Annotated in this window: 14 protein-coding genes; 12 read left to right on the plus strand and 2 right to left on the minus strand. The window is 37.5% G+C overall.

What is annotated here, in order from left to right:
• Positions 1-76: 76 nt before the first annotated feature.
• The 12 genes from VB796_RS15175 to VB796_RS15230 all read left to right on the plus strand — a co-directional run bounded on the left by VB796_RS15175 (position 77) and on the right by VB796_RS15230 (position 18837).
• On the plus strand, positions 77-1162 hold the full coding sequence (locus tag VB796_RS15175) for a Gfo/Idh/MocA family oxidoreductase (RefSeq protein ID WP_323347411.1): 1086 nt from the start codon (positions 77-79) through the stop codon (positions 1160-1162).
• A complete protein-coding gene (locus VB796_RS15180; protein ID WP_323347412.1) occupies positions 1159-3915 on the plus strand; it encodes an alpha-L-rhamnosidase in 2757 nt (918 codons plus the stop codon). Before VB796_RS15175 ends, VB796_RS15180 begins: the two co-directional genes overlap by 4 nt.
• A gap of 106 nt (positions 3916-4021) precedes the next feature.
• Positions 4022-5149, plus strand: coding sequence for a sialidase family protein (locus VB796_RS15185; protein ID WP_323347413.1), 1128 nt, complete (start codon positions 4022-4024; stop codon positions 5147-5149).
• A 180-nt stretch (positions 5150-5329) separates the two neighbouring features.
• Positions 5330-6484: an iron-containing alcohol dehydrogenase gene (locus tag VB796_RS15190; protein WP_323347414.1), complete on the plus strand. Its 1155-nt coding sequence runs from the start codon at positions 5330-5332 to the stop codon at positions 6482-6484.
• A 155-nt stretch (positions 6485-6639) separates the two neighbouring features.
• Complete coding sequence (locus VB796_RS15195) at positions 6640-7566, plus strand: dihydrodipicolinate synthase family protein (RefSeq protein ID WP_323347415.1); 927 nt, start codon at positions 6640-6642, stop codon at positions 7564-7566.
• Positions 7567-7844: 278 nt separating this feature from the next.
• Positions 7845-8888: a 4-hydroxythreonine-4-phosphate dehydrogenase PdxA gene (gene pdxA / locus VB796_RS15200; RefSeq protein ID WP_323347416.1), complete on the plus strand. Its 1044-nt coding sequence runs from the start codon at positions 7845-7847 to the stop codon at positions 8886-8888.
• The gene (locus VB796_RS15205) at positions 8889-10058 is read left to right on the plus strand and encodes a four-carbon acid sugar kinase family protein (RefSeq protein ID WP_323347417.1); all 1170 of its coding nucleotides are present in this window, start codon (positions 8889-8891) and stop codon (positions 10056-10058) included.
• Between the two features lie 24 nt (positions 10059-10082).
• Entirely contained in the window at positions 10083-11630 is a 1548-nt protein-coding gene (locus VB796_RS15210; RefSeq protein ID WP_323347418.1) for a sodium:solute symporter, read from the plus strand.
• A gap of 37 nt (positions 11631-11667) precedes the next feature.
• Positions 11668-13023: an acetylxylan esterase gene (locus tag VB796_RS15215; RefSeq protein ID WP_323347419.1), complete on the plus strand. Its 1356-nt coding sequence runs from the start codon at positions 11668-11670 to the stop codon at positions 13021-13023.
• Between the two features lie 65 nt (positions 13024-13088).
• Entirely contained in the window at positions 13089-13946 is an 858-nt protein-coding gene (locus VB796_RS15220; RefSeq protein ID WP_323347420.1) for a sugar phosphate isomerase/epimerase family protein, read from the plus strand.
• A gap of 151 nt (positions 13947-14097) precedes the next feature.
• A complete protein-coding gene (locus VB796_RS15225) occupies positions 14098-16866 on the plus strand; it encodes a hypothetical protein (protein ID WP_323347421.1) in 2769 nt (922 codons plus the stop codon).
• A 411-nt stretch (positions 16867-17277) separates the two neighbouring features.
• Positions 17278-18837, plus strand: a complete 1560-nt coding sequence (locus VB796_RS15230) for an MGH1-like glycoside hydrolase domain-containing protein (RefSeq protein ID WP_323347422.1) — start codon at positions 17278-17280, stop codon at positions 18835-18837.
• A gap of 88 nt (positions 18838-18925) precedes the next feature.
• On the opposite strand, the gene VB796_RS15235 is transcribed toward VB796_RS15230, so the two are convergent.
• Positions 18926-21682, minus strand: a complete 2757-nt coding sequence (locus VB796_RS15235) for a family 78 glycoside hydrolase catalytic domain (RefSeq protein WP_323347423.1) — start codon at positions 21680-21682, stop codon at positions 18926-18928.
• On the minus strand, positions 21679-22968 hold the full coding sequence (locus tag VB796_RS15240; protein WP_323347424.1) for a bile acid:sodium symporter family protein: 1290 nt from the start codon (positions 22966-22968) through the stop codon (positions 21679-21681). The genes VB796_RS15235 and VB796_RS15240 overlap by 4 nt, the downstream gene beginning before the upstream one ends.
• Between the last annotated feature and the right edge of the window lie 190 nt (positions 22969-23158).

The raw sequence follows: 23158 nt of genomic DNA on the forward strand, positions 1-23158 counted from the left end.
GGAAGTTCAACTACAAAAAAGGCGAAACGTGGGTGTTTTTGAAGGAGATATAAACCTAATTAACCAATAAAATTATATGTTAAAAATAGCCATTTTAGGATTAGGCGAAGGCAGAAGTACCATGTCGGCGGCGTTAAATAGTTCCAAACTTGAACTCATAAGTGTGTGTGATTTGAGTGCAGAATTATGCCAAAAACGTGCGAAAGAATTTGATTTTCACCATTATACTACTGAATATCAAGACCTTTTAGACGATTCCAGAATTGATATAATTGCTATTTATACACCTGATAAATTTCATGCTACGCACATAAAACAAGCCTTATTGCATGGAAAACACGTGGTTTGTACCAAACCTTTAATTGATAATTTGGCAGATGCCAAGGAAATAGTTCAGTTGTGCGAGCAAACAGGTAAGAAAGTATTTGTGGGTCAAAGTTCTCGTTTTTTTGAACCTGCCAAAAGGCAACGTGCCGATTTTGAAGGTGGTTTAATTGGCGATTTAATTACGATTGAAGCCCATTATCATGCAGACCATCGTTGGTTTTTGGAAAAAAGTTGGTCTTTGGAAAATGCTTTCAAATGGCTGTATGGCGGTTTGAGCCACCCCGTTGATTTTATTCGTTGGTATATGCCCAATATTCAAGAAGTGATGGGCTACGGAATGTTGAGTGCCAACGGTGTAAAAAATGGCTTGAAAAATCCAGACACAATGCACTTTATTTTTAAGGCTACCGATGGAAAAATTGCACGGGTAAGCGGTTGTTATACAGGGCCTACTCAGCCAACCATGCGAGATAGCGGAATGAGTTGTATTTTGAGAGGAACGGAAGGGGCATCGCAAGCAGATTATCATGAACTCAGATATGCTATTACGGATAAAACGGGCGAAGAACGGGTCATTGCTTTTGGTGACAATTACCTCAAACATTATTTCCGTTTTGAAGGGCAAAGTCATCATGCGGGCGAGTATCAAAATTACCTCGAATACTTCGTTGATTGCATAGAAAACGACAAAACTGCTTATCCAGATATTCAAGAAGGCATCGGAACGGTAGCACTTTTACAAGCAATGGATAAGTCATTACTGACAGGTTTACCTGTGAAAATTGTGGATATTTTAAATGAATATGGACTAAGTTTTCAGCATACAATTTCATGATAAAAAAACTATCATACTTTCTATTAACGCTCCTTTTTTTGTCATTCAAACAAGAGGAAAAAGCCATTAATTTAACACATTTACGTTGTGAATTATTGGTAAATCCTGTTGGAATTGAGGTGATAAATCCACGATTGAGTTGGGAAATAAAAGCGAATTTACGAGGCGTTGAACAAACAGCGTATCAAATAGTAGTGGCTTCAAGTGTTGAAAAATTGGCAAAAAATGACGGTGATTTATGGGATTCTGGAAAAGTTATTTCTTCCGAAACCATTCATAATCGTTATACAGGAAAACCTTTGAAAAGTCGCCAAGCGTGTTTTTGGAAAGTAAAAATCTGGACTAATAAAGGCGAAACTGCTTGGGCTGAAAACGCTTCTTTTTCGATTGGTTTACGCAATTATGTAGATTGGAAAGGTCGTTGGATTGGACTTGACCGCTCTTTTGCATGGGATACAGAAAGTCAGTTTTCGAGACTCTCTGCTCGTTATTTTCGGAAAGAATTTACGGTCAATAAAGAAATCAAACACGCCACTGCTAATATCATTGGTTTGGGAATGTACGAGTTGTATTTCAATGGTCAAAAGGTTGGTAATCAAGTGCTTGCTCCCGTACCAACAGATTATAACAAAGGCGTAAAATACAATAGCTTTGACGTTACTTCGCTACTAAAATCGGGCAATAATGCCATTGGGACGATATTGGGAAACGGGCGTTTTTACACCATGCGACAAGATTATAAACCCTATAAAATCAAGACGTTTGGGTATCCGAAAATGCTTTTCAATTTGGATATTGAATATACTGATGGTACAAAAGCAACCATTGTTAGTGATGATTCGTGGAAAGTAACCGCCGACGGAGCCATTCGCACCAATAACGAATATGACGGAGAAGAATATGATGCCGCCAAAGAGTTAACAGGCTGGAATAAAGCAGGTTATGTAGATACTGATTGGCTAAAAGCCGAATTTGTACAAGAAGCAGGCGGGAATTATGAAGCCCAAATGACCGAAAATATGAAGGTGATGGAAACGTTAAAACCGCTTTCTATCAAAAAAATAAAGGAGAATACCTACATTTTGGACATGGGACAAAACATGGCTGGTTGGGTACGAATGCGAGTGCAAGGCAAGCGTGGCGACAAAGTGAGTTTACGTTTTGGTGAAAATATTCAAGCCAATGGCGAGCTTTATGTACGGAATCTTCGAGATGCAAAATCAACGGATATTTATACGCTGAAAGGCGAAGGAACGGAAATTTGGGAGCCAACTTTTGTGTATCATGGTTTTAGGTATGTTGAAATTTCTAATTTTCCAACCGAACCAACGATTGAAAATTTTGATGGAAGAGTGGTTTATGACGACATGGAAACCGTCGGCAATTTTTCAACTTCCAACAATACGATAAATCAGGTTTTTAAAAATGCGTATTGGGGAATTCGGAGTAATTATAAAGGAATGCCCGTCGATTGTCCGCAAAGAAATGAGCGTCAGCCGTGGCTTGGCGACCGCACAACGGGTGCTTACGGGGAGAGTTTTATTTTTGACAATCATAATCTGTATGCCAAGTGGTTAGATGATATTCAGCAAGCCCAAAAAGCCGATGGAAGTATTCCTGATGTAGCCCCTGCATTTTGGAGATATTATGGCGATAATGTTACTTGGCCAAGCACTTATATTTCGGTGGCGAGTATGCTTTTTAGACAATTTGGCGACCAAGAAGTAATCAAAAAACATTATTCGTCCATGAAAAAATGGATGGATTATATGGCTGAAAAATATACCGAAAATGGCATTGTTACCAAGGATAAATACGGCGATTGGTGTGTGCCGCCCGAGTCGAAAGAGTTGATTCATGCCAAAGACACTACCCGCATTACCGATGGAAAATTAATTGCGGCAGCTACCTACATTCAGTTGTTGGCAACGATGCAGGATTTTGCCCAATTATTAGAAAAAAATGATGATAAAAAAGTATTTGCAAGTCTGTCTTTAACTATGCAAAAAGCCTTTAATCAGCAGTTTTTGAAGCAAGAAAAAACACAATACAGCAACGGCACAGTTACCGCAAATTTATTGCCGATTGTCTATGATATTGTGCCAAAGGAGAACAAAAAAGCCGTTTTCAATACTTTAATTGATAAAATTTTAACCGAAAATAAAGGGCATATTAGCACGGGAGTTATTGGAACACAGTGGTTAATGAGAGGTTTAACCCAAAATGGACGCTCGGATATTGCGTATCAATTAGCCACCAATACCGACTATCCAAGTTGGGGTTATATGGCAGAAAATGGAGCGACTACCATTTGGGAATTATGGAATGGAAATACGGCAAATCCCGAAATGAATTCGGCCAATCATGTGATGCTTTTGGGGGATTTAATTGTTTGGTATTATGAAAATTTAGCAGGCATAAAATCTGAATCTAATGCCTTCAAAACAATTATCATGAAGCCCGAAATTATTGAAAAATTGGAAGGTGTTAAAGCAAGCTATCATAGTATTCGGGGAGAGATTTCGTCGGAATGGAAAAATGAAGCGGGACAATTTTCGTGGAAAATTAGCATCCCACCCAACACAAAAGCCCTTCTTTATTTACCGACAAATTCTATAAAAAATATTAAAGAAAGTAATCAAAAAATAAGTCAAAATAAATCAATCAAATTCTTGAAAATCGAGCAGAACAAAGTGGTTTTAGAAGTGGAATCTGGCAGTTATGAATTTGTAGTGAATCAATTTAAGCATTAAAAGCGGTTATCTGCCTAACCTAACGCTGACAGGGTTCAAAACCCTGTCAGCGTTAAAATTAGAACAATTTAAAACTTTTAAAATAGGCTTTACTTTAAAATAATACATGAAAAATATTTTTAAAATATTACTAATCAGTTTATTAACGATAAATATTTCTATTGCACAAAAATGGAAATCAGGACTTTTATTGGATGAATTCGTGGTTGAAAATCCTCCATTTCCCGAAAGTCACGCAGCAACGATTGCTGAAACACCAAACGGTTTGGTTGCTGCGTGGTTTGGAGGAACAAAAGAACGAAATCCAGATGTATGCATTTGGGTAAGTCGCCAAGAAAATGGCAAATGGTTAGCCCCACAAAATGTAGCCAATGGCGTATTGAACGATACCGTCAGATATGCCTGTTGGAATCCCGTTTTATACCAAATTCCAAACGGAGATTTAATGTTATTTTACAAAATTGGACCCAGTCCCGCAAAATGGAAAGGATGGTTAAAAACCTCTGCGGATGGAGGTAAAACGTGGTCAAATGCGACACAATTACCTGAAGGTTTTCTGGGCCCCATCAAGAATAAACCTGTTTTATTGAGTAATGGAAATCTATTTTGTCCAAGCAGTACCGAAGGAGAAAAAGGGTGGAGAATACATTTTGAGGTAACACCAGATTTTGGAAAAACATGGCGTATGATAGCACCAATTACGGCTGAAAAGGAATTTGGGGCAATTCAACCAAGCATTTTGCAACACGGAAATGGCAAATTACATATTGTAGCAAGAAGTAAAAATAGAGCCATTTTAGAATCATGGTCGTATGATAACGGAGAAACGTGGACACCCTTAGCCAAGACAAATTTGCCCAATAATAATTCGGGAACAGATGCCGTAACGCTCAAAAATGGACTTCATTTATTGGTGTATAATCACGTATTACCTCCCAATAATTTAGCAAAAGGTCCACGAACGCCCTTGAATATTTCGGTTTCAAAAGATGGTAAAAACTGGTCTGCGGCATTAATTATTGAAGATTCACCGATAAGTCAATATTCGTATCCATCCATTATACAGTCGTCGGATGGATTGGTTCATGTGATTTATACTTGGCGAAGACAGAAAATAAAACACGCTGTTATTGACCCTAAGAAGTTCAAAACCAAGAAGATAAAAGAGGGCATTTGGCCATCTGTAAAAGGCTACATTGCCCCAACGGGAGCAGAAATTACAAAAGAAGTATAGTCCCAAGCAAAACCTCACCCCCAGCCCCTCTCCGATGGAGAGGGGAGCATTCGTCCAATTTTCCCTATGAAACTAAACTAAAATACGGTATTACAATCATAATGGAGAAGAGAACATTCGTCCAATTCCCCCCTCTCTTTTGGAGAGGGGCTGGGGGTGAGGTTTTAAATCAAAAATACTATGTCGTCATTACAACACGTAAGCATACATTTTCCGAGTAAATTGGTTTTTGGTAAAGGCATTCTTCAACAATTACCTGATGAAATAATTGCCTTCAAAGCCAAAAGCGTACTGATTGTTACCATTATTCCTTTGTTGGAAAACATTCAGCCACTTATCGAAACCTTAACACAAAAAGGTATTCATGTGTCGATTGATACCAGTATTTTAAATGAGCCGAGTTTCAAAGATTTCTATGAATTGATGGAGCGGGTTACGCCTCAAAATCCTGATGTGGTAATTGGAATTGGGGGTGGAAGTGTGTTAGATGTAGCAAAATTGGTAGCCGCTCAGTTGGAAAACGAGCAAACATTACCCGAATATGTGGGTATTGGCTTGCTGAACGGACGTAAGAAAAAATTGATTTGTGTACCCGCCACCGCTGGAACTGGCAGTGAAGTTTCGCCCAATGCTATTTTGGTGGACAATGCCGATAACCAAAAAAAGGGAATTATTAGCCCATTCTTAGTGCCTGATGTGGTGTATGCCGACCCACTTTTGACTTTGAGCGTACCCTCAGCCATTACTGCCGCAACGGGTTTAGATGCCCTCACGCATTGTTTGGAGGCATATACTAATAAATTTGCCAATATGTTTATTGACATTTATGCGTATGAAGGAATGCGTTTGATTGCCAAAGATATTGTTGCCGCTGTAAAAGATGGTTCAGATGAAAATGCCAGAGTCAACGTAGCGATGGGAAGTTTGTTAGGTGGTTTTTGTTTAGGCCCAGTTAATACCGCAGGCGTTCACGCACTTTCTTATCCTTTAGGCAGTGAATTCCATTTGCCCCATGGTTTGTCGAACGCCCTTTTATTGCCTTATGTGATGGAATATAACATTCCTGCATCGCCCGAAAAATATGCCAAAGTTGCCGTTGCTTTAGGATGCCAAGAAGCGGATACTTTTATGGAAACAGCATATCGAGGTGTTGCCAAAATTAGACAAATTATTAAAGAATGCGGTATTCCTGCTACTTTAAAAGAAGTAGGCATACCCCAAGAAGCCATTTCACAATTGGCAAAAGATGCTTTAAAAATTCAACGGTTACTAAAAAATAATCCACGATTAATTGAAGAACACGATGCCATTGCCATTTTTGAATCAGCGTATTAATGGTAGTAGTGGCGAATAGTATTCGCCATTGTTCTCAATTAAAATTGGCGAATGCTATTCGCCACTACATAATTACCAAAATATTCCTCTTTTTACTTTCAAACAGCTTTAAGGACTTAAAAACCAAGCCACGAATGAGCAAATAATACCACCCGATGAGAATACAAAAAAAATATAGTGGAATTGTAGTACCTGCCGTCACACCGCTTACGGAAGACTACAAATTAGACATAGCAGCAGTAGGAAAAATATTTGATAATTTTTATCAGCACAATGCCCAGCCTTTTGTGTTAGGCACAACTGGCGAAGTTGCTTCTTTGCCTAACGACCTCAAAACGGCATATTTAAAACAAGCAGGACTTTCAAAAAAGCAGGGTACAACATTGTATGCGGGTATTTCTTCTAATTGTTTGCAAGAATCAATCGACTATGCAAAGGAGGCTCACGATTTTGGAATAGATGTCGTTGCAGTAACAATTCCATGCTATTATCCTTTAACAGATGGACAGACGAAAAAGTATTTTGAACAGTTGGCTGATGCCATTCCGTTGCCTTTGATAATTTATAATATTCCTGCTACAACCCATGTTTCGTTGCCGTTGGCGATGATTGATGAATTGAGTTATCATGACAATATTGTAGGTTCAAAAGATTCAGAAAGAAGCGTTGAAAGGTTACATCAATCTTTGAAATTATGGAAAAACCGCTCAGATTTTAGTCATTTTATGGGTTGGGCTGCCAAATCTGCGGAAGCATTATTGTTGGGAAGTGACGGAATTATTCCGAGTACGGGCAATTATATGCCAAGTATTTATCAAGAAATGCAAAAGGCAGTTTGGAACGAAAATGTCGAAAAAGCCTACGAAATGCAAGAGCGTTCTGATTTTTACGGAAATCTTTATCAAGGCGGACGGACATTGGGCGAATCGCTTTGGGCATTGAAAGTTTTGATGAATGAAGGTGGGCTTTGTAAACCAATAGTCATGCCACCGCTACAAGCACAGTCGGAGGAAGAAGTCTTGAAATTAGTAGAATCATTAAATCTGTGTGATGTTGGTAATACGGTTTTTCAGACGGTTTAGTAATGATTAATGATGTTACGCAATATTTAAGGTTGAGCTTCTCCGAAGCTAAATACACCATTTTTATATTTTCTCCAAAGGTTATACTTCTCCGAAGTAATTATCGTACACCACTTCGGAGAAGTATAACCTTTGGAGAAAGAAAAATGCGAGTTAAAATAGCTTCGGAGAAGCTCAACCTTAATGCTATGTGTAACCTCATTCTCCAAAATAAAAACCTTAGAATCTAAACTTATTACAATCTTACTAAATCATTGTTGAATAAAAATAAAATCATCATGTCATTATTACCAATTATAGGAATTACGATGGGCGACCCTGCAAGTATCGGCCCTGAAATAGCAATAAAAGCACTTTTACATCAAGATATATATAAAAATTGTCGCCCTTTAATTGTTGGAAGTGCGGATGTTTTCAAACAAATTCAGCAAAAATTACAGCTTAATGCTCAGATAAATGCGATTGAAACCGTTGAAGAAGCAAAATTTGAATATGGCGTAATTGATGTCTATGATTTGAAAAATGTCGAGGCGGATAAATTAGTCTTTGGTGAAATATCTGCCATGTGCGGAGAAGCTGCTTTTCAATCCGTTAAAACGGTGATTGATTTAGCCTTAGCCAAAGAAATTGATGCTACCGTAACGGGACCAATCAATAAAAAATCCATCAACGAAGCGGGTTATCATTTTGCGGGACATACCGAAATTTACGCCCATTTTACCAATACCAAAAAATATGCAATGCTTTTGGTAGAAGACAAAATGAAGGTAATTCACGTTTCTACGCACGTTTCATTGCGTCAAGCCTGTGATTTAGTGAAAAAAGAACGCATTTTGCAAGTCGTGGAATTGTTACATAACGGCATGATTTCGTTGGGAGAAACCAATCTGAAAATCGGCATTGCAGGACTAAATCCGCACGCAGGAGATTCTGGATTATTTGGAACGGAAGAAGCCGAAGAGATTTTACCAGCCGTTGAAGAAGCCTTAAAATTGGGCTACGACGTAGAAGGTCCCGTGCCACCTGATACGATGTTTGCCAAAGCTGCAACGGGGTATTATGGGGGTGTGGTGGCAATGTATCACGACCAAGGACATATTCCTTTTAAACTAACTGGTTTTCAATGGAATACCGAAAAAAACCAAATGGATAGCGTCAAAGGCGTAAATATTACGATGGGATTGCCCATAATTCGTACCTCTGTTGACCATGGAACAGCTTTTGAAATTGCAGGAAAAGGGATTGCCAGTGAAGATGCAATGGTTTTAGCCATTGAGTCGGCAGTGCAATTGAGTAAATACCGTAAAAGTGTGGCTGTTTAGATGAAATCGCCGATAATTGTTATTGCAGATGACTTCACGGGTGCGGCAGAAATTGCAGGAATTGGCTTGCGATATCAGTTAAGGGTTGAAATTATGACCAACCTCGAAACCGACTCACAAGCTGATTTATGGGTGATTGCTGCTAATACTCGTTCACTTACTGAAATTGAGGCCAAAAAAATCATTTCGGAACTTTCGGAACAATTATTAGCCTTAAAACCTACCTTAATTTATAAGAAAATAGACTCAGTTTTAAGGGGACATATTTTAGTAGAAATAACGGAAATATTACAAAAAACAAATCATCATCAAGTCTTAATTGTTCCCACAAATCCATCATTGGGCAGAACAATTATCAATGGTAATTATTTTGTAAAGGGTGTACTAATTTCGGAAACATCTTTCGCTCATGACCCCGAATTTGCTATCAAAAGTTCTCATGTATTAGCAATGATTAAGGCTGAAAATACCACCGTTCAAGTATTGAACACAAAGGATATTTTACCTAAAGAAGGTATTTTTATTGCCGAAGCAAATACAAAAGAAGATATTGAATATTGGGTGTTTCAAGCGAATCAAAATACATTATTAGTAGGAGCGGCTGATTTTTTCAATGCTATTTTGGCAAAATATTGTCAAAATAATTCTGATAAAAAACAGGTTTTAGTACATGATAATTCTAAATTTAAAAATGCTAAAACGTTGTATGTCAGCGGAACAACTTTTGGTAAAAGCGTACAAGCTATTGCTCTAAAATCTCAACTTGATGGCTCGGTTAGTTATTTGCCAGAAGCATTTTTTAGTGATAAAAACGAAGCAAAAATTATCCAAGCATGGGCAAACGAAATTCTTTGTTTATTACAAAATCATCCTTCTGTAATTGTTGCCATTGGTGATTTATCAGACTATGACGTTTTACCAACGCAATTAGCAAAATGGATGGGTTTAGTAGTAAAAAAAGTGCTTGAAAATAGCGAAATCCAAGAGCTTTTAATTGAAGGAGGAGCTACCGCTGCTGCTATTTTACAAACATTATCCTTCACTCGTTTTATGCCTACCAACGAATTTTCACAAGGGGTAATTCGGATGAAATGTCAAGGTGAAACACAAACTTATCTAACCATAAAACCAGGTAGTTATGAATGGTCAAAAGAAATTTGGGAATTCTAACGTATCAGATAATGCTTTAACTATATGAATCACAATACTTTACACGTCATAGACTATGGCATTATATTATTTTTTTTAGGCTTAACCCTTTATTTAGGATTTCGTTTTGCGAATAAACAAAAGACGACTCAAACCTATTTTTTAGCCAAAGGTAAAGTGCCTTCATGGGCAATTGGAATGTCATTATTGGCAACGCTCATCAGCAGTGTTACTTTTTTAGGTTATCCAGGTGAAGGATATTCTTCCAACTGGATTTTGTTGGTTCAAGGCTTAATGGTTCCTGTGGTTTTGCTATTCACGATATGGTTTATTGTACCCATTTTTCGCAAAGTAATTGGACTCAGTACCTACGAATATTTTGAGAAACGCTTCGGTAGTTTTGCCCGATATTACAGTTCATCATCGTTCATTTTACGCCAATTTTCTTCTATCGGCACGGTACTTTTTTTGATGGCAGTGGCTCTGAGCAATCTAACGGGTGGAAATCCCGCTTTGATTATGTTTGTAATTGGCGGCATTATCATTTTGGTAAACCTAAAAGGTGGAATTGAAGCGGTAATTTGGTTAGATGTTTTTCAAGGATTCATGCTTTTAGTAAGCGGTGTCGTGTGTTTAGGTTTATTAATTTACGGCATAAAAGGTGGTTTTTCCGAAGCTTGGGTAGTCGCTTCTGCTAATAATCATACGGGTTTTGGACCTTACGAAATAGATTTTTCTAAACTAACGTTTGTTGTAATGGCAATTAATGGCGGTTTTTATGCCATTCAAAAATACGGAACTGACCAAACGGTGGTGCAACGATATTTAACTGCCGATACCGATAAATCTGCCATTCGTGCGTCGCTGATGGGTATTTTTCTGACTGTTCCCGTTTGGACGATGTTTATGTTTATTGGTACATTACTTTTTGTTTTTTACAAACAAAACCCTTTACCAACCACTGTTCATGCCGATGCCGTTTTTCCCTATTTTATGATGACACAATTACCCACAGGCATCGTTGGATTTATCCTTTCAGCGTTAATTTCAGCGGCAATTTGTAGCCTCAGTGCCGATTTGAACGCCTTAGCAGCCGTTGGCGTAGAGGATTATTACAAGAAAATGCAACCCAATAAATCGGATGCGGAATATTTGAAAATGAGTAAATTAATCGTGGTATTTTCTGGTTTTCTGTCCTTATTGATTGGTTTTTTCTATTTGCAAGCTGGAAGTGAAGGCGTTTTAGGAATTGTTTTCACGATGTATGCTATTTTTTCGGGGGGAATTGTGGGGATTTTTTTATTAGGATTATTCAGCGACCGAGCCAACACGCAAGGCGTTAATATCGGGATTGCGGTGTGTATTTTATTCACGGCTTATGCGTTTTTGACATCTACGCAAATTGGTTTGGGTAACGACAAACATTTATTGTTGGATTTAGGCAAATTTAATTTTCCACATCATAAACTCATGTTGGGGGTGTACAGTCATATTGTGGTAATGGTGGTTGGATATTTTGCCAGTTTATTCTTCCCAAAACCCAAAATTGACCAAAATTTATTGTTTAGTAATTGGTGGAAAGAGAGGAAATAGTAACACAGATTTTAATCTGTAATTCCATAAAATAATCATGAAAAAAATAATCATTCTTTACTGTATTTTACTGAGTTTTGCTTCGCTCGCTCAAACATCAGATGACGCTTTCAGAAGACCGTTGAAAGACGTAATTTCTGACATAGAAACTCGTTTTCAAGTAAAAATTCGCTATCCCGAAATCTTGGTAAAAGACAAATTTATCACGTATGCTAATTGGCGTTTTAGACCCGATTTGGAGAAAACAATGACTAATATTTTTGCTTCTCAGGACATTACTTTTACCAAAGAAGCTGACCGAAAATATAAACTCCAAGCCTATCAATATCACCTAAAAACGCCCGAAGAAGGTAAGTTACAATTAGAATATTTAGCTACACTTTATCAGGATACAGCTACTTGGAATCCTCGAAAAAAGGCTCTTAAAAGTTGTATGTTGAGTGCATTAGGGTTATTTCCTTTACCCGAAAGACCTAAATCTGAACCTATTATTACCAACAAACGCACCTTTGACGGCTATACCATTGAAAACATAGCGATTGAAACAATGCCTGGAATTTACGCTTGTGGTTCATTGTATAAACCATTGAATATTAAAGGATTAATGCCAATTATGCTAAATCCAGATGGGCATTTTGGCGACGGAAGGTATCGAGCAGATTGTCAATTGCGTTGTGCCATGCAAGCAAAAATGGGAGTAATGGCATTTAGTTATGATTTATTTGCGTGGGGAGAATCAGCTTTGCAATTTAAACCCGAAGAACACCGTACAAGTTTTGCTCAAAAGATTCAAATACTTAATGGAATCCGTATTTTAGACTGGTTACTTTCTCAAAAAAATGCTGACCCAAAACGAGTTGGAATTACAGGTGGTTCGGGCGGTGGAAGTCAGACGATGTTGATGGCTGCCATTGACGACCGTATAAAGTTGTCCGTTCCCGTAGTCATGTTTTCGTCCTATCACAGTGGCGGTTGTCCTTGCGAAAGTGGGAAAGGTGTACACCTCTGTGGTGAAGGTACAAACAACGTAGAAATTGCGGCAATGACAGCTCCAAATCCACAATTAATTTTATCAGATGGGCAAGATTGGACACAGCACGTACCCGAAACAGAATTTCCATTTTTGCAAAATATTTACGGATTTTACAGGCAATCATCACAGGTTGAAAATGTTCATTTTGCCAAAGAAGGACACGATTATGGTATTAGTAAAAGGTTGGCTTTGTATCCGTTTTTGGCAAAACATTTCAATTTAGATTTGAAAAAAGTACAAGATAAAATGGGCAAAATTGACGAATCAACTTGTACGATTGAGAAATTTTCAGCGATGTATGTTTTTGGTGAAAAAGGAGAAAATTTACCTGTTAATGTTGTCAAAGTAATTCCGAATTGAAAGTAGCACAGACTTCAGTCTGTAAATTTTACGAACAGACTGAAGTCTGTGTTACTCAAGAACCTATGAAAAAGATACTTGTATTTCTTTGCTTGATTATTTCTTTTGGAGATTTATACGCTCAAAATAATCAACGTTACAAAATTGCGGTCATAGATTTAATGTTGCTAAAACGACAAAAATTAGGAGCAATTGCACTTGCCAAACAAATTGGGGCAGATGGTTTAGAACTCGATATGGGCGGATTAGGCAAAAGACCAACTTTTGACAATCAATTAGCCGTCGATTCTATCCGAAAACAATTTATTGACAAAGCCAAAGAACAAAATATCGAATTTTGTTCCTTAGCCATGACAGGCTATTATGCCCAGTCTTTTTGTGGAAGAGATGAATATTTAAAATCAATTGAAGATTGTATAAAAACGATGCAATTGATGAATGTAAAAGTAGCGTTTTTGCCTTTGGGTGTTCAGTGCGACATCAAAAAAAATCCTGCCGTGCGTGATTCTGTGATTAGTCGTTTAAAAATGGCGGGAAAATTAGCAGAAAAAGCAGGCATAATTATCGGTATCGAAACGTCTTTGAGTGCCAAAGAAGAGATTCAATTATTGAAAGAAATCAACTCTTCGGCTATCAAGATATATTTCAATTTCTCCACGCCTTTAAAAGAAGGAAGAGATTTATACCAAGAAATTAAGATACTCGGCAAAGACCGTATTTGCATGATGCACTGCACCAATAAAGATGGTGTTTGGCTCGAAAACGACCCAGAAATCGACCTCAAAAAAGTAAAAAAGACCTTGGACAAAATGAAATGGAGTGGTTGGTTGGTGATAGAACGGTCAAGAGATGCCACAAAACCACGAGACGTAAAAGGGAATTACGGAGCCAATACGGCGTATTTGAAAAGTATTTTTCAGTAGAAAAAACCTCACCCCCAACCCCTCTCCGCAAGAGAGGGGAGATTACTCCGAGGGAAAAGCCCCCTCTTTTTTGGAGAGGGGGTTGGGGGTGAGGTTTAAATCCCCATATTAGTTTCTAATCTCAAACAAGATGATTCAATCCTGTCTCCAAATGAACAAATCATTAAAAATAATATTCTTTTGTTTGATTTTTACGCCATTAATCGCTCAGAAATCAACCAAAAATTTGCCCAAAATTACCATTTATACGAATGGAAAATCAAGTGTGCGTCAAGCCTTTGGGATTGACAAACTGACTGAATCTTTACGCTCAGTTGGCTATCAAGTAAACACCGATAAAAGCGAAAATTTCCAAGTCAAAAATGAAGCTATTTTTATTGGAAAATCAAGTGATTCTTGGGTAGAAAACCTTTCAAAAAAACATCTTTTGGATAAAGTTTCGTTGGATAAAAAAGAAAGTTATTCGATTCAAAAACAACGTAAAAAACCGTGTCTAATTACTGGAAAAGATGATTCTGGAATATTATATGCCTGCATGGATTTGGCGAATCGAATCAAAGAAAACGGAAAAATGCCTTCACAAATTACCGTGACAGAAATCCCTGAAATGGTGTTGCGTGGCACTTGCGTTGGGTTACAAAAACCAGCCCTTTTACCCAATCGTGAGGTGTACGAATATCCCTATACGCCTGAGTCTTTTCCTTGGTTTTACAATAAAAAATTATGGACAAAATACTTAGATATGATGGTCGAAAATCGGTACAATTCGCTCTATCTTTGGAATGGACATCCCTTTGCTTCCTTAGTGAAATTAAAAGATTATCCGTATGCGGTTGAAGTGGATGATGAAACCTTCAAAAAGAACGAAGAAATGTATCGTTTTTTAACCGAAGAAGCCGATAAACGAGGTATTTGGGTGATTCAAATGTTCTACAATATTATCGTGTCAAAACCATTTGCCGAACATCATAATATTAAAACCCAAGACCGAAACCGTCCGATAACTCCCCTAATTTCAGATTATACTCGTAAATCAATTACCGCTTTTGTCGAGAAATATCCTAACGTTGGTTTATTAATTACGCTCGGTGAGGCGATGGAAGGAGCGGGGCAAGATGATGTAGATTGGTTTACAAAAACGATTATTCCAGGAGTTCAAGATGGTTTGAAAGCCATCGGTAGCACCACCGAACCGCCTATTGTGTTGAGGGCTCACGACTCCGACGCTCCCCGAGTGATGAAGGATGCCTTGCCTTTGTACAAAAATCTTTATACGATGGCAAAATACAATGGAGAAGCCATAACTACTTATACACCAAGGGGTTCGTGGGCAGAATTGCACCGAAAATTAAGTAGAATTGGAACGGTTCACGTTGAAAATGTGCATCTTTTATCTAATTTAGAACCCTTCCGATATAGTTCTCCCGACTTTATTCAAAAGTCTGTGCAAGCGATGCACAACATTTATGAAGCCAACGCATTGCATCTTTATCCACAGGCTTCGTATTGGGATTGGCCTTATACAGCCGACAAAACGCCCCAACGAATTTTGCAACTTGACCGTGATGAAATGTGGTACAAAACGTGGGCGAGATATGCGTGGAAGGCAAATCGTGAACGAAAGGGAGAGGAAATTTATTGGCAAGAACACATCGGTAAAAAATTCGGTTTAACCTCAAATCAAGCCAAAGCAGTCTTGCAAGCATACCAAGAAACGGGCGAAATTGCCCCAAAACTACTTCGTAGATACGGCATTACGGACGGCAACCGACAAACGCTAACCTTGGGAATGTTGATGACGCAATTAATTAACCCAAATCGGTACGGGCTTTTGAATTTATTGTATGATTCAGAAGCACCCGAAGGCGAGAAAATTATTGATTATGCCGAGAAGGAGTGGAAAGGTGAAAAACACCTTGGCGAAACACCCGTACAAATTGCCAATGAGGTCGTTACGCACGCTCAGAAGGCATTTGAGGCAATAAATTCAGTTTCAAATCAGGTAAATAATAACAACGAGGAGTTCAAAAGATTGCAAAATGATGTGCATTGTTACCGTGCCATGGCAAATTTTTATGCAGAAAAAGCAATGGCTTCGTTGGATGTTTTGCGGTATAAATACAGCAACGATATTCGTGATTTGGACAAGGCTTTACCCCATTTAGAGCAAAGTGTGCAGCATTATACCACCTTGACAAATCTTACAAAAGACACTTATTTGTATGCCAATAGTATGCAAACCAAGCAACGCAAAATACCAATGCGTGGCGTGGATGCGACTTTTATTCATTGGCAAGAAATGTTGCCCGTTTTCCAAAAAGAATTAGATAGATTTCGTTTTTCGATTGATTCTTTAAAACATACTAATGTGACAAAAAAAGCAGAAATTCAATATTTAAAACCTGCCGAAATCACCCTTTTATCGACCATTGAAGGAGAATATCCATTAGAAAAAGGGCAAGTTTTATTTTCAGATACTACGCTTACAATCAGTGAAATAGCACCAGAATTAAAGTTATTGAAAGGTATTCGTTTGGCAAAAAACAAACAGCAATCAGAAGGTACAAGTATTACTTTTTCGACAAAATTGCCTGTGAAAGTTTTGGTCGGATATTTCAATGAAACGTTGCCCATGTATAGCACAAAAAAGAATCCATTTTTGCAAAAACCACAGCTTGAAATTGATGCAAGTGCCAATAATTTTGGACAAACTGAAGCAAAAATTTCCAATGCTCTTTTAGCGGATAATTGGGGGGCGGTCAATGTTCATACTTATACGTTTGAAGCAGGAAAAAATACGCTGACTTTGGCAAAAGGGGTAGCCTTAATTTTGGGTTTTGTGGAAGGAAAACAGGATTTAAAAGTATTTGACGCAGGTTTGGCAGGGAATAAAAAAAATATTGATTGGTTGTTTGAGTAAATATCATCCTAAATATGATTAGAAAATGAGTTATTCTTAATAATAAGTATCCCATAAAAATTTTCGGACTTATATACTTATTAATGCAAAACCTCACCCCCGACCTCTCTCCGATGGAGAGGGGAGAAAAAAGTGGAAGAATGCTCCCCTCTCCATCGGAGAGGGGCTGGGGGTGAGGTTTTTAGGACTTGCATTAATAAGTATACAGTTCCGAAAATTTTAAAAACAATTAAGGTTGAGCTTCTCCGAAGCTGTATTGAACACACTGTAACTTGCTACAAATGTCGTACTTCTCCGAAGTAATATTAAGATTAATTACTTCGGAGAAGTATAACATTTGTAGTAAAAAATGAGAAATTCCAACGGCTTCGGAGAAGCTTAACCTTAAATTTCACTAAATATTAGCTGAAAATGAAAATTTTAAAAAAACGCAATTACATACTATTTTTAATTTGCTTTTTGCCATTCAATACAGTTTTTAGTCAGAAAAATACCGTTTTGAATAATGAGAAATTAGCAAAATATGTACAACAATTCAACGCACTTGATAGCGAAGAAGCCGTTGTTAATTATGTTGCGAATAAAGAATCTCTTCATTGGTTATCCGAAAATATTCCGCTTTTTGAATGTCCCGATTCGACTATTCAAACGGTGTATTATTATCGTTGGTGGGCTTTGCGGAAGCATTTAAAACAAACTTCTGACGGGTTTATTTTTACCGAATTTATCACTAATGTCAAACACGCAGGCAAGCATAATGCCATCAGCAGTGCTTTGGGGCATCATATTTATGAAACTCGTTGGCTACACAATCAACAATATGCCGACGATTATATTAACTTTTGGTTACACATCGACCCCAAACATTCGGTGCAACGTTTTCATGCTTTTAGTAGTTGGATTGATGATGCCGTTTACAACCGTTATTTGGTAAATTTGGATAAATCGTTCCTCGAAAAAAATCTTATTACCCTTTCTAACGACTACAAACTTTGGGAAACCGAAAGGCAATTATCCAACGGAATGTTCTATCAATTTGATGTGAAAGATGCGATGGAAGAATCTATTTCGGGTGGACGAAAAGCAAAGAATATTCGCCCGACCATCAATAGTTATATGTACGGAAATGCCCTTGCTTTAACGAAAATGGCAGCGATTTTACACAACGATAGCTTACAAAATAAGTATAGACAAAAGGCGGATTTCTTGAAAAAAGCAGTCTTAGATTCACTTTGGGATGAGAACAATTCTTTCTTTAAAGTTAGATTAGAAAAAGAATCTAAATTGTGTGATGCTCGGGAAGAATTAGGTTTTATTCCTTGGTATTTTAATTTGCCCAACGACCAAAAGAACTATGCAAATCAATGGAGTCAGCTATTGGATACCACTGGTTTTAAGGCAAAATGGGGCATTACAACCGCTGAACGTCGTCATTCATTATTTAGAACGCATGGTTCTGGTCATGGTTGCGAGTGGGACGGAGCCGTTTGGCCTTTTGCTACTACGCAGACCATAAAAGGTTTATCAAATTTATTGACCAATTATAAGCATCACGGACGAATTACGAAACAGGTTTTTTATGATGAATTGCAAAAATATGCCAACTCGCATCAAATGAATGGAAAATTGTATTTGGGTGAATATCAGGATGAAAAGAATGGCGAATGGCTAAAAGGGGACAATCCGAGGAGTAAATTTTACAACCATTCGAGTTTTGCGGATTTGGTAATTAATGATTTAGTCGGCTTTAAACCTCGTGAAGATAATATCGTAGAAATTAACCCAATTATTACCGCCCAACAATGGGATTGGTTTTGTTTAGACAAGGTACAATATCACGGAAAAAATTTCACAATTCTGTGGGATAAAACAGGTGAAAAATATAGAAAAGGAAAGGGTTTTCGAGTATTTATTGAGGGAATCGAAATTAATCACACTCGAAAATTGAAGAAGATTTTAGTGAAGATTTAGGTTATTGAGGAATTGGTTATTAGAAAATGGGTAGATTGATTTTCTAATAACCAACTAATTTTATTAAATGTACAGACTGAAGTCTGTGTTACTCAACCACCTCAAATAAATACTGTCCTGACCCAATATTTAATATGGCTTTATCTTCTTGAAAATCTAAATTTTTAACGATTTTGCCATTTACTGAAATTTTCGATTTAGCAGTCGCAGGTAGATAAATTGTTGCTGTTGTATTTACTGGAATTTCTATTTTTAGCGTAAAATGTTCGCCTTTTTTCGTCCAATCACTCATGATTTTTCCGTAGGGAGATTGATAATTTGCTTTGGCAAAAGTTACATCACCAACCACTTGCGGTTTAATGATAATTTTCTTGAAAGCCGTTGCACTTTCATCTTGTTTGATACCTGCTAAACCGCTATAAAACCACTCCATGAGGTGTCCGAGCATAAAATGATTGTTTGAAACGGTTGGTAAAGCCTGCCAAGATTCCGTTAAAGCAGTTGCTCCTTGAGCCAATTGATAGCCATAACCTGCCACATCTGAACGGTTATTCATCTCAAAAATGACTTCCGATTTTCCTTCATCTTCCAATACTCGCAATAAATAACGATACCCAATATCGCCCGCCGTCAAGCTATTATTTCGCTTCCGAATGTCTTTAACGATATTTTCAACGACGGCTTTTTTATCGGCAGGCTCAACCAATTTCATGTAAACAGCCATTGCATTGGCAGTCTGACTACCCGAAGCGTATTGCTTCGTTTCTGGATTGAAAAAGGTTTCGTTAAAGGATTTTTTTACGTCTAATGCCAATTTTTCGTATTGGATTGCATCGTATTTTTTGTGTAAAACGGTCGCAATTTGTTGCATTACTTGTAAGTCGTAATAATAAATTGCCGTGCCTGTTACGCCCATCGGAGTCAATTGTGAAACCCCAGGTTTATTAGGGCCGAGGTCGTACCAATCGCCCAAACCCTGAGATAAAATATGGTTTTTGGCTTTTCCTGCTAAGTATTCCAAATACTTTTTCATCATCGGATAGGCATCTGCTAAGGTTTGCGTTTCGCCGTACCAATGATACAAATACCAAGGCACAATAATGCTGCTGCTTCCCCATTCGGGCGAATCTCGAAACATTCCATTGCCATAATCAAACTTTACATATTCGGGGGAAATTTCGGGAACTAAACCGTCCGATAATTGAGAATAATTCATGTCGGTAACTGATTTTTTGAATAGATTTGGAACGTCATAGCCAAACCGAACCGATGCCCCAACCAAGTGCAATTCTTCTAACCAACCCAATTTTTCACGGTGCGGACAATCGGTAAAAACGGATGCCATATTGCTTTTTATCGCCCAATCAATCAGCGTATTTGTCTTGTTAAAAAGTTCATTTGAACAGGTAAAATTCCCAATCGTTTCGGCTGAATTCCGAGTGTGTAATCCTTTGATTGACAATAAATTAGCTTTGTTTTTAAGATTTGATTCATCATTAAAAATTGCTCCCTTAACCTGCAAATATCGAAATCCGTAATAAGTGAATCGGGGAGTCCAATTTTCGATGCCTTTTCCCTTTAAGATATAAGTAAAATAAAAAGGACTTCCCGAAGCTTTTTGATTGATTGAACCATCAGCATTCAATAATTCGGCAGGATAAATACGAACAGTATCGCCTTGATTACCTTTGACCGACAGCGAAATAATGCCTGAAAAATTTTGTCCTAAATCAAAAACTAAATCGCCCGATGAAAGCGTATTTTGCTTTTTAGGATTAAACGTTTCCATGACTTTTAGCGGAGCCGCCATTTGAGAATTTAAGCTTGGAATTCCATCAACTTCAAGGGCATTTTTCCATAAATTATCCTTGAAATCAGGCGTATCCCAACCTGTTTCTTCCAAATTGGCGTTATAATCTTCGCCGCCATAAATACTTGAAAAAGTTATAGGACTTGGGGCAGTTTTCCACGAAGTATCACTCAAAATATCTTCCGAAGAACCGTCTTTATACTGAATTTTCAAACGACAAATCATTTTTGGATAACCAAATTGTACTTTCAATTTACGGTATCTCCCTTTGACGGATGGCACATAATAAAAGCCATTTCCAAGCATAACGCCCAAGGTATTTTTGCCTTTTTTTAGGTCTTTTGTCAAATCAAAACTTACGTAAAGTGCTTGTTTATCGTACTTTGTCCAACCCGCATCCAAAAAATGGTCGCCTACTTTTTTACCATTCAAACTCATTTCAAAATGTCCCAAACCACAGATAAACATGGTTGCTTTTTCAATCGTTTTTTGCGTTGAAAAATCTTTACGAAATATAGGTAAGGTATTATTATACAGTCGTTTATCTTTAATGTTATCACTTGGCAAAACATTACTCAAAGAGTCTTCCAATTTTTCGTAAGCAATCCAAGAAGCACCTTTCCAATCCTCTTTTTTTAGCAATCCCATTTGCCACTGGTTGACCTCACTCCAAGCAGACTCATACTTTTGATTATCCCAAATTTTCACTTTCCAGTAATAGGTTTTTGTTGCTTCTAAAACTTTTCCATGATAAGCAATTTGGATACTTTCATCTGAATTTATTTTGCCCGAATTCCAATAATTACCTTGATTTTTTTGTAATAATTCGGGCGAATCAGACACCAAAATTTGATAAGAAGTTTGTGAAATATTCCGTTGATTACTAAAAATATGCCAACTTAATCGTGGGCTTTTACTTTCTATTCCGAGTGGATTTTGTAGATATTCGCAACGCAAATGATTAACGATTAACGCCTGAGAAAACGAGTCAAATGCAGTGAATAAGTAAAGAAAAATGAGGAGTTTTAGTTTCATGGGAAGAGTATTTTATTTTCAGAATTTACTTCTTTTACTTGTCTTTTTCGCCAATAATTGGCTAAAATACTGCCACTAATATTCATCCAAGGACTAAATACTGCTGCCGCTAACCCAACAGTTCCTAATTTGCCCATGCTACCTGCCAAGCCACTTGCCATACCGCCATTTTGCAAACCTACTTCAAAAGCAATCGTTCGGCTACTGTTTTTATCCATTCCGAACAAACGGCTTAACCAATAGCCAAAGAAATAACCTGCGGCATTATGGATAACCGATGCCAGAAACAAAAGAAAGCCAACTTTCATGAGATTTTCTCTTCCAGCAGCGGTGGTAACGGTAGTAAAATAAATGATGCCAAACATGGAAATATAGGGCATGATTTTATCAATAATTGGAAAGTTTTTATAGAGCCAATGGTACACAAAACCTGCCACTATTGCCCCTGCAATAAATCCGCTCAGGATAAAACTTTGTCTCAGTTCTACCTTTTGAATAATATTAGAAAAAAACACCACAAACCCTATCCAGAGAGCAGAAATGATAACTGCTTTTAATGCTTTTTCATACTGTGATGGCGTAGTATTTTTAAGAAAATCATGGAATAATGCTGCTCCAATTGGCACTAAGACAATTTTAATAATTTCCATCATCATATCTAAAAAATTGATATTGATAAGTGTTCCTGCCAAGGTTTTCATGAGCAAAGGCGTTAAAAAAGGAGCAACCAATGTTGCCATAGCCGTAACAATTACACTTAACACCAAATTGGCTTTTGCTAAATAAACCATTACATTACTTGCCAAACCACTGCTACAACTACCAATCAAGATAATTCCTGCGGCAATTTCTGGCTCGAAATGAAATATTTTAGTGAGTAAAAAACCCATCAGAGGCATTACGCTAAAATGACAAAATAAACCTACCAAAACCCCTTTGCCAGTGGTTGCCAAACCTTTGAAATCATGGAGACTCATGTGCGTACCCATGCCCAACATTACGACTTGAATGATAACTAAAATCAGGGTTTTGTCTCTAAGATTTATGCCTCCCCACGTGGTAAAAGCTTGTGGAAATAGCATTCCTGCCACCACTGCCGTGATTATCCAAGTGGTATATTGATAGCCTTTTAGCGACTCAATGGCTGCAATACCAAAAGCCAATGTGAATGCAGTACTCAACCCACCAAAACGATACAGTAAACTATTGTTTTGTATTACACCAATGAGCGTTACGATTAGTGCCAATACGCACAATAGGAGGCTTATTTGTTGAAGTTTTTTCATAGTTAGCTTTTAAAAGACTTGGATATTTGAGATAGAAACCGCTTTAAAAGATTACGATTTGTATAGATGTTTTTACCTAAAAAAGCCGTAGGCTTGGTACATTTTGTAGCAACGGATTTCAATCCGTTGAAAATTATATGTCAGAGACATATTAGCGTTGTAGGTTCGAACCATTTTAAATGTTTTGTTA

This window comes from Arcicella sp. LKC2W, assembly GCF_034931005.1.
GTDB lineage: Bacteria > Bacteroidota > Bacteroidia > Cytophagales > Spirosomataceae > Arcicella.

Coding starts and splice junctions, on each gene's coding strand:
- VB796_RS15175 (WP_323347411.1), top strand. CDS start 77: ATGTTAAAAATAGCCATTTTAGGATTAGGCGAAGGCAGAAGTACCATG.
- VB796_RS15180 (WP_323347412.1), top strand. CDS start 1,159: ATGATAAAAAAACTATCATACTTTCTATTAACGCTCCTTTTTTTGTCA.
- VB796_RS15185 (WP_323347413.1), top strand. CDS start 4,022: ATGAAAAATATTTTTAAAATATTACTAATCAGTTTATTAACGATAAAT.
- VB796_RS15190 (WP_323347414.1), top strand. CDS start 5,330: ATGTCGTCATTACAACACGTAAGCATACATTTTCCGAGTAAATTGGTT.
- VB796_RS15195 (WP_323347415.1), top strand. CDS start 6,640: ATGAGAATACAAAAAAAATATAGTGGAATTGTAGTACCTGCCGTCACA.
- pdxA (WP_323347416.1), top strand. CDS start 7,845: ATGTCATTATTACCAATTATAGGAATTACGATGGGCGACCCTGCAAGT.
- VB796_RS15205 (WP_323347417.1), top strand. CDS start 8,889: ATGAAATCGCCGATAATTGTTATTGCAGATGACTTCACGGGTGCGGCA.
- VB796_RS15210 (WP_323347418.1), top strand. CDS start 10,083: ATGAATCACAATACTTTACACGTCATAGACTATGGCATTATATTATTT.
- VB796_RS15215 (WP_323347419.1), top strand. CDS start 11,668: ATGAAAAAAATAATCATTCTTTACTGTATTTTACTGAGTTTTGCTTCG.
- VB796_RS15220 (WP_323347420.1), top strand. CDS start 13,089: ATGAAAAAGATACTTGTATTTCTTTGCTTGATTATTTCTTTTGGAGAT.
- VB796_RS15225 (WP_323347421.1), top strand. CDS start 14,098: ATGAACAAATCATTAAAAATAATATTCTTTTGTTTGATTTTTACGCCA.
- VB796_RS15230 (WP_323347422.1), top strand. CDS start 17,278: ATGAAAATTTTAAAAAAACGCAATTACATACTATTTTTAATTTGCTTT.
- VB796_RS15235 (WP_323347423.1), bottom strand. CDS start 21,682: ATGAAACTAAAACTCCTCATTTTTCTTTACTTATTCACTGCATTTGAC.
- VB796_RS15240 (WP_323347424.1), bottom strand. CDS start 22,968: ATGAAAAAACTTCAACAAATAAGCCTCCTATTGTGCGTATTGGCACTA.